Origin of the sequence: Micromonospora sp. CB01531, from assembly GCF_001905095.1 — a bacterium.
Classification (GTDB): domain Bacteria; phylum Actinomycetota; class Actinomycetes; order Mycobacteriales; family Micromonosporaceae; genus Micromonospora.
The window spans coordinates 1-8,223 of the sequence record NZ_LWLS01000015.1 but is presented as its reverse complement, the minus strand read 5'-3'; the positions used below and the strand labels follow the sequence as shown (position 1 = coordinate 8,223).

Annotated in this window: 7 protein-coding genes; 1 reads left to right on the top strand and 6 read right to left on the bottom strand. The window is 63.6% G+C overall.

Annotated elements, in window-relative coordinates:
• Positions 1-720 precede the first annotated feature (720 nt).
• From A6A27_RS04970 to A6A27_RS04945, 6 genes are all read right to left on the bottom strand, one after another.
• Entirely contained in the window at positions 721-2,496 is a 1,776-nt protein-coding gene (locus A6A27_RS04970) for a reverse transcriptase/maturase family protein (protein ID WP_241825080.1), read from the bottom strand.
• A gap of 1,015 nt (positions 2,497-3,511) precedes the next feature.
• Positions 3,512-4,636, bottom strand: a complete 1,125-nt coding sequence (ltrA, locus tag A6A27_RS04965) for a group II intron reverse transcriptase/maturase (RefSeq protein ID WP_274534524.1) — start codon at positions 4,634-4,636, stop codon at positions 3,512-3,514.
• A gap of 49 nt (positions 4,637-4,685) precedes the next feature.
• Positions 4,686-5,897 (bottom strand): group II intron reverse transcriptase/maturase, encoded by a 1,212-nt coding sequence (ltrA, locus tag A6A27_RS04960; RefSeq protein WP_274534525.1) that lies wholly within the window; start codon positions 5,895-5,897, stop codon positions 4,686-4,688.
• 605 nt (positions 5,898-6,502) lie between these two features.
• On the bottom strand, positions 6,503-6,694 hold the full coding sequence (locus A6A27_RS04955; protein ID WP_198940199.1) for a hypothetical protein: 192 nt from the start codon (positions 6,692-6,694) through the stop codon (positions 6,503-6,505).
• Between the two features lie 357 nt (positions 6,695-7,051).
• A complete protein-coding gene (locus A6A27_RS04950; RefSeq protein WP_073833304.1) occupies positions 7,052-7,234 on the bottom strand; it encodes a hypothetical protein in 183 nt (60 codons plus the stop codon).
• A 481-nt stretch (positions 7,235-7,715) separates the two neighbouring features.
• Positions 7,716-7,982, bottom strand: a complete 267-nt coding sequence (locus A6A27_RS04945) for a hypothetical protein (RefSeq protein WP_143193888.1) — start codon at positions 7,980-7,982, stop codon at positions 7,716-7,718.
• Positions 7,983-7,994: 12 nt separating this feature from the next.
• Between A6A27_RS04945 and A6A27_RS45535 the strand changes: the two genes are divergently transcribed.
• Positions 7,995-8,223: hypothetical protein (locus tag A6A27_RS45535; RefSeq protein WP_206745054.1), on the top strand; the 229-nt coding region annotated here is incomplete at its 3' end.

The window sequence follows — 8,223 nt, the reverse complement described above, 5'->3', positions numbered from 1 at the left end:
GTCATGTGATCACCCGGTTACACAACACTCTCTTAGTCGTAGGGTCGTAGAACCTCGTAACCGCACTGGGCGATCGCTCATCGGAGAGCAGCGCGTCGATCAACGCCGCTACGCGTTCGACCTGATCCGGGGGCGGCTCGGCAAGCGGCTCTGGCACAGCACCATCCAACATCAACACATCGTCCTTGTCACCGGCGACAGAACCACGCCCAGACGAACCATGCTGTCCGCACCAGCCGGGGATTTCGCGGATTCGCACTCATCTAGCCGCTGACCCGGCGCTACGTTCTGTCACGGTCGCCTGGCGTGCTGTGCCGCCCGCTCGTGTCGAAGAGGGTGCGCGTTCTCCACGGTGCGTCCGCCTTGCCGCGCTGGACATACTCGGCGTCGCGCCTGCGCCTGCGCCTGCGCCTGCGCCTGCGCCTGCCGCGATCGAACTCCATTGACTGGTGGTCCCGCAACTGACCATGCTTCCATTTACGGTTTCCAGCACCGTTTCAGCGCTCTGCATTACGCATACCTCCCATCGCCGGACGTCCCGATCACCTGTGTCCCTTCGCCCTGCGGATCGGCTTTCCCGTCCTCCCCGGCCGGTCGTGACTCCGGGTAGGGTGGGCTGCACGGCGAGGTCCCTTATCCCGTATGGGTTCGGGCCTTCTCCGTGCAGCCTCCCTCCGAACCCGGCGTGCCCGCTTTCCAGGCACCGGGCTCTCCAGCGATTTATGCCGCGTGCGTGACGGGGTGTGCGTGGATCCAGTCGTGGCACGGCGCGCAGACGACGAGCGTCTTGCGCCGCATCTTGGCCATGAGCGTGGCCCACGCGGGTTGGCCCGGTCCTGGTCTTCCGAGTTTATTGAGGCCGGTGACTTGGTGGACGGCCACCGTGATGCCGGCCTCGCATAGCTCGCATTCCCGCTGACGGAGCCGCGCGAGCAGCTCCTTGCGGGGGACGCGGACCGGGACCGGGGCAGGGTCGGTGATGACCGCCCGCCGGTCTTGCCGCAGGATGATCCCGCCGAATCGTGCTACCAGGTCCGGCTTGCCCGTGCGTTTGCGTCTGGCCTCGAAGCAGGTCCGGAGGCCGTCGCTGGTGACGACCTTGGCCCGGTGACGGGTGGCCATCTTGGCGACGGTGGACTGGTGCTTGACGGCCAGCGTCTTGAGCATGGACGTCTCGGCATGCCAGCGCAGCGTGCGTAGCTGCGAGACGTCCTGGGCGAGCAGGTAGTAGTTCACGACGCCCCGGTACTCGGCTGCGTAGACCCGCACGATGTCGTAGTCGTGCAGGTTCTGCAGCTTCGGCCGGTGCCACGGTGTGCCGTGCCGCCGGTAGCGGGCGCACTGGGCCTTGACCACGTCCGGTGGCACTCGCAACGCGATCACCCCGTTGACCGACCTGCGGTTTCTGGTGATTTTCGTGCGGGAGTGCTGGACGGTGATCTCGTAGCCGAGGAACCGTGCCCGCTGGGTGCGGGCGTGGGTGATCAGGGTCTTGGCCGTGTTGAGTTCCAGCCCGAGGGTCTCCCGGAGGAACACGGTCAGCCGGGCCTTGATCTGTTCGGCTTCGGCCCGTGTCCCGATGAATCCCAGCAAATGGTCGTCCGCGTACCTCACATAGCGCAGGCGGCGGAAGCCGGGATCCATCGGGTCGGTGGAGGGCAGCGTACGCATCTGCTGTGTCAAGGACCGGGCCTGCGCCCGGTCCCCGCGCCGCCGTGCCCGTCGCAGCAGGGCGTCCACCTGCCGGTAGGCGGGATTGGCGGCCCGCTGCGCTCCCCGCGTGTACTGCGGGATCAATTCCTGCTCGACGAATTTGTCGAGCTCGTTGAGGTAGACGTTACTAAGGATCGGGGATACCACGCCGCCCTGCGGAACTCCGCTGAGCGTGTCACGGTATTCCCAGTCTTCCAAATACCCGGCTTTGAGCATGTTTCGTATAAGCCGAAGGAACCGCTGGTCATGGATTTTCTCCGATAGTATCCCGAGTAGGATTTCGTGGTCAAAAGACCCGAAGCAGTCGGAGATGTCACCCTCGATGAACCACACGGTGCCCGTCCAGGTCTCGCGCACCTCCCGCAGCGCGGTATGGCATCCGCGTCCTTTCCGGAACCCGTGTGACCGGCCGGAGAACCGTGGTTCGTAGATCGCCTCCAGCAGGAGACGGACCACTTCGCCGACCAGTTTATCGGACCATGACGGCAGGCCGAGCGGGCGTAGCTTCCCGTTCTTCTTCGGGATGTAGGTACGGCGGGCCGGAACAAACCGGTACCGCTCGCACCGCATCGCCCCGACGATATGGTCGATCTTGCCCTCGGACATGCCGTCGGCGGTTTCCTCGTTGGCCCCGGGGGTCATCGCGCCCTGGTTGGCGTAGATGTTCCCGTAGGCCAGCAGGTACAGATCCTTGTTGAACATCTGCCGGTAGAGCTGTGTGAACGGCAGGCCCTTCCTGCCGCGCTCGCGGAGAACGTTAAGTACCACTTCGGCTTCCTGCATTACGCATCCCTCATGGTTCCTTCTCGCTCATCGCCTGTGCCCCTTCACCCTGTGGACCGTCATTAGCGGTCTCCAGATTGGCCGGACGTTACCCCGGCGATTACTGCGGGCACTCCGTCACCATAGGACTCGCGTCCCTTAGGCGATCCCATGTTCACAACTGTTGTACGTGTCTAGCGCGACTTAGGCGTCCCGTCCGTCTCCTTGAATACCCTGACAGGGCATCGCTCCTGCGCCCCAGAGAATTGCAGCAGGCTAGTCGCCAACCCGCCGCAGGGGCCGGTACCGGTTTCAGGCGTCTTTCCGGCAGGCGCCATATTCCACCTCCTGGAGACTAGGCTTCAGGCAATCAGGCTTTCGCCATATCGCGCGGATCCCCCGGCACGCCACCCCATACGCCTGGGCATGAGCCACCGGTTTCCTGGCATGCTGTTTTCCCCGGTCACCCTTTCGAGGCCGGGTCAGCCATCAGATCCAGAGACAACTCCTCTCGTCTCTGCCCGCTACACGGGCGATACAACAGTGCACCTCATGGCGCACCGACTACTATGGACACTCCGTCGCCATAGGGCTCGCGCCCCGTAGGCGATCCCGTGGTACGTCTTCGCTGTACGTATCGAGCACGACGTAGGCCGCCCACTCATCTCCTTGACCTCCCTCGCTGGGAGGCGCCCCGCGTCACGGAGGTTGCCCGGTCTCACGGTTCATGCCCGGACATGACGCGGGCGTCGGTTACAGGCGTCATTCCGACGGTGCGTCACTTTCACGCTGGAGATTGGGCTTCAAGCAATCCAGCCTTGGCCATATCGCGCGGGTCTTGCGGCACGACACCCGTGAACGCCTCCCAGACGGCCACCGCTTCCTCGGCATGCTGTGGTCCCCTCCCGCTTTCGCGTTCAGGTAAGCCGAGCGACCCAGGAACAACCCTCCAAGTTCCTCCCAACTGCGTCGGGGATACAACGAAGCGCCTCACGGCGCACACCGTGCGTAACAGTCGCCCGTTACACGGCTCTTCTCATCCTTTCCAGAGGAAATGGCTCTCCCAGGCCCAGTGCCGGAACAGGCCGGGGTCTCGATCGAGGATCCCGGTCCACCAGGCTTTGAACCGTTTGAGGGAGCGCAGCCGTTTGTATTTCTTCCGGGCCCAGCGCGCCAGGTAGGTGTTGACGTGCCGGAGGAGGGGCAGTAGCTGCGACCGGTAGAACCGGCCGTAGTACGTCATCCAGCCCGCCACGATGGGGTTGATCCATGCGGCAAGCTCAGCGAGGTCGTCCCCGCTGCGTCGGTGGATCCGCCAGGAGCGGAGCCGTTTGCCCATCGCCTTGAGTGCCTCCGGGCTGACCGCGGGCAGGAAGGAGGTGAACGTCTTCCCGTCCGGATAGACGGCCTTGCGGGGGCGGAAGGTGTAGCCGAGGAAGGTGAACGAGATGTGCTCGTAGGAGCCTCGCCGCCTTGAGTCCCGGCAGTACACGATCTTGGTCTTGTCGGGGTGCAGACGCAGCCCGACGTGTTCCATTCTCTCGGCGAGCGCGGCCAGCACATTCTGTGCCTGCCGCTCGGTCACGCAGTGCACCACGGCGTCGTCGGCGTAGCGTTCGAACTCCACGGTCGGGAATTCGCGTTCCAGCCACGTGTCAAACGCGTAGTGCATGAACAGGTTGGCCAGGACGGGCGAGATCGCTGACCCCTGTGGGGTTCCTCGATCACGCTCGGCCAGGGTGCCGTCAGGCTGCTGGATCGGGGCGGCGAGCCACCGCTTCACATACAGCAGTACCCAACGCTGGTCGGTGGTGATGTTGGCCTCGACCGCTTTGACCATGAGGTCCCACGGCACGCTGTCGAAGAACTTGGCGACATCAAGATCTATCACCCAGTCCTTGCGCCAGCACCGTTGACGGCACTTGGCCACCGCGTCCAGCGCGGAGCGTCGTGGCCGGTATCCGTAGGAGTCCTCATGGAAAATCGACTCCGTCCGGGGTTCCAGCGTCATCGCCGCCACCGTCTGGGCGACCCTGTCCGCGACGGTCGGCACCCCGAGAATCCGGGTTCCGCCGCCGTTCGGCTTGGGTATCTCCACCGCCATCACCGCAGGTGGGAAGTAAGTCCCCGACGACAGTCGGGTCGCCCGGGGGAATCGCACCCCCGGGCTCCCACAGAACCGTGCGTGACAGTCGCCCGTCACACGGCTCTTACCATCCAGTCGGCAGGAAACCTCGTGTCCATTCCCAGTGGGCGAACAGCCGTGGGACGCGTTTACCGACCTCGCCCCACCACGCCTTCACTTTCTTGAACCCGCGTAGCCGTCTGTATTTCATGCGAGCCCAGCGCACCAGATAGGTGTTGATGCGTTTGAGGAACACATACATTTCTGTGCGGTAGAACCGTCCGTAGTACAGCAGCCAGCCACGTACTATCGGGTTGATCCATTCCGCCAACTCGCCGAGGGTCCGCGCGATCCGCGTGTGCAACCGCCACCCGCGTATTTGCTGACCGATTCTCTTCGCGGCGTCCTTACTGACCGCAGGCAGGAACGACGTGAACTTCCTGCCGTCCTTGGCCTTGGCTTTGCGCGGACGAAACGTGTACCCAAGGAACGTGAACGACGTGTGCTCAGACGAGCCACTTCTGTTGCTGTCCTGGCAGTACACAATTTTGGTTTTGTCGGGATGCAGCAGCAACCCAACCTTGCCCATCCGCTCGGCGATCGCGGCGCGCACCATCTGAGCCTGACGTTCGCTCTTGCAGTGCACGACCGCATCGTCCACATACCGCTCGAACGGAATGGCCGGGAACGTCCGAGCCATCCACTTGTCGAACGCGTAGTGCAGAAACAGGTTCGCCAAGATCGGCGAAACCGAAGACCCCTGCGGGGTACCCCGATCGCGGGCCTCCAAGGTGCCGTCGGGGCGCTGCAACGGCGCGACCAGCCACCGCTTGACATACAGCACCACCCACGGGGCATCGCTGTGAGCCTCTACCGCCTTGACCATGAGGTCGTGATCGACGCTGTCGAAGAACTTGGAGATGTCCAAATCAACAACCCAGTCCATCTTCCAGCACCGCCGCCGGCACATCCCGACCGCGTCCAAAGCCGACCTGCCGGGCCGGTAGCCATAGGAGTCCTGGTGGAAGATTGGTTCCACCTTCGACTCCAGTTCCATAGCCACCACCGTCTGCGCAATTCGATCTTGGACTGTGGGTACTCCCAGCGTCCTGACCCCACCGCCAGACTTCGGTATCTCCACTGCCTTCACCGGAGGCGGAAAGTATGTCCCCGAGGAGAGCCTGTTCCAGATCTTGTAGAGGTTACTCTTCAGATCCTTCTCAAACTCCTCAACGGACAACCCGTCCACTCCCGGCGCACCCTTATTGGCCTTCACCCTCTCGTATGCTTCCCACACCGCCCGTTTGGAAATTGCAAACGGCTTTCCTACCGGCCTCGATTCCTCCACCCGGCTCCTCCCAGAATTCCGGTTGACCGAACAAACGAACCACGAATGGCCCAGCCCCTTCGCTCTCCACCCATTACAGGTGGTTCATCACTACTACAGGCTGGTCCGCCAGCGCGTCTCGCGACGGTACTCAACGTCTCGCAGTTTCTGCTGCTTGACGCACTCCCTCTCGCCGCCGGGAGGCCCGGCGGCCGTGTCGAGACACGCCTTCTCACGTTCCATGCAGAAGCCGCAGATCAGGCTCGCGTCGCCTTCATGCCGGACACCACCTGGCCAACCAACGGGCACCCGCCAGGCTCATCCCGAGGCTACCGAATTGCCCCGGTTTCGATGTCGTCTAGATTGATTTCGGCACGTCGTCAGCGATTCACTTGCGTTCGCCTTCCTGATCCCCACCTGACGCATCAAGTGCGCCTTTTCCTCATCGCTCACCACGACGGTCTTCAGCCAACGCAGCATGAGGTGGTTTGAAGCCTCCCCCCGAATGGGCGACTCCAGAGGGCCAACAGTCCTCCATCTTCCGCACAGCACCGCGTCAGGACGGAGTTACCTACTCACCCCGCCGTCCGCGTCCGTGACACACTCCGGTTCCAGATCTTGTAGAGGTTGTTCCTCAGATCCGTCTCGAAGCCCTCGATGGACTGCCGGTCCACCCCGGCGGCGCCCTTGTTGGCCTTGACTCTCTCGTATGCCTCCCACACCAGCCGTTTCGGAATGTTGAACGGCTTGTCCTGCGGTTCCGACACGCCCACCCGCTTCCTCCCGGGACAACGCCCGGTTGTTCGTGTGAACAGATCGACAGATGAGCCGGCCCCTTCGCTCCACCCCCGTTACAGAGGCTTCACCGCTACTACGGGCCGGTCCGCCAGCGGACGCCGCGACGGTACTCAACGCCTCACGGTTTCCGCCGTTCGACGCGCTCCCTCTCGCCCCCGGGCCGCGCACGGCCAAGGCAGCGGTATCGGCGTCCGCCTTCCCACGTTCCATGCAGAAGCCGCAGACCGGACTCGCGCCGCCTCTACGCCGGACACCGCCTGGCCAGTACAACGGGTCGCCCGCCAGGCTCATCCCGGGCCCTTTAACCGCCCCGGTTTCGATGTCATCTACTTGTTTCGACGCGTCATCAACGGTTCGCTCGCGCTCGCCTTCCCGGTCCCCACCTGACGCATCTCGTGCGCCTTTTCCTCAACGCTCACCACGACGGTCTTCAGCCAACGCAGCTTGAGGTGGTTTGACGCCTCCCCTCGCAGGGCGACGCCGAAGGGCCAGACCTTCATCTCCTGCACAGCACCGCATCCAGCAAGGTCCCTACACAACAACCCCGCATTCCGCGCTCGTGGCGCACTTAAAGATCAAGTTAGCGGCGCGTGGCTTCCAGTACCAGTACCTACGCACCGTCGAGTACATGCTCGGCGCCCTCGCCGACCCGGGATACAAGGCATGCCGCATCGAGGAGGATCCGAATTCTTATGTCGGCGATGACGCCAATGCGGTCGACTTCGACTTGACCGCTGACGGCCGCCGAGTCCTCCTCGCAGCACAGGTAAAGTCCCGCGCCGGGCAAAAGGTCGGCGCGGAGGCGGTGCTCAATTTTCGCTCGCCTCGTCAGCCGTCGCGGACGCCGAGGAATACCTGTTGCTTACCGACGCAATGGAGGGACCCGGCATCGTAGGCCTACACCGAGTTGCGGAAGATCCCTTCAGACATGATCCGACCGACCTCAGGCGAAGCCCGCCTGAGCCAGGAGAGAGGACCGGGATCGATCCTTTACCGGAATACGTCAGCGAAGCTGTAGGCGAGCGCCAGCGCTGTTCCATTGCCCGCCGCGGCGAAGACATCTAAGAGGTGACGGAACGCCGCGACACCGACGAGGTCAACGAGAACCAGGTGCCGCTGTTCGGCGAGCAGCCTCTGCAGGTAAGGCATGAGGAAGTCCCCGGCGAGTGAGTCGCTGGCGTATGGGCCGTTCGACGGCACCACGGCTGCGATGGCCTGCAGTGCGCGGGCCTCGTCCAGTGGGGCGAGGAAGTGCATGGTCTCTACGGCATGATGGATGGTCTGTGGGTCCTGGATCTCGGCGCATGTCGCGAGGACGGGCAATGCCAGGTTGGCGAACCCGGCAAGGCTTGCCGCCGGGGCGGGTCGATCGTTTTGCTGTTTGTCCTCGAAGGCTCCGCTGGCGAAGTAGATCTGCTGGGTGATCTCGTGGGCGACTTGCGCCGCGCCTCGAAGTTCGGCGAGGGCCTCAGAGAGTGTTGTGTTACTGGCCGATCAC

Coding starts and splice junctions, on each gene's coding strand:
- A6A27_RS04970 (WP_241825080.1), bottom strand. CDS start 2,496: ATGCAGGAAGCCGAAGTGGTACTTAACGTTCTCCGCGAGCGCGGCAGG.
- A6A27_RS04945 (WP_143193888.1), bottom strand. CDS start 7,982: ATGCACTTCCTCGCCCCACTGGACGAGGCCCGCGCACTGCAGGCCATC.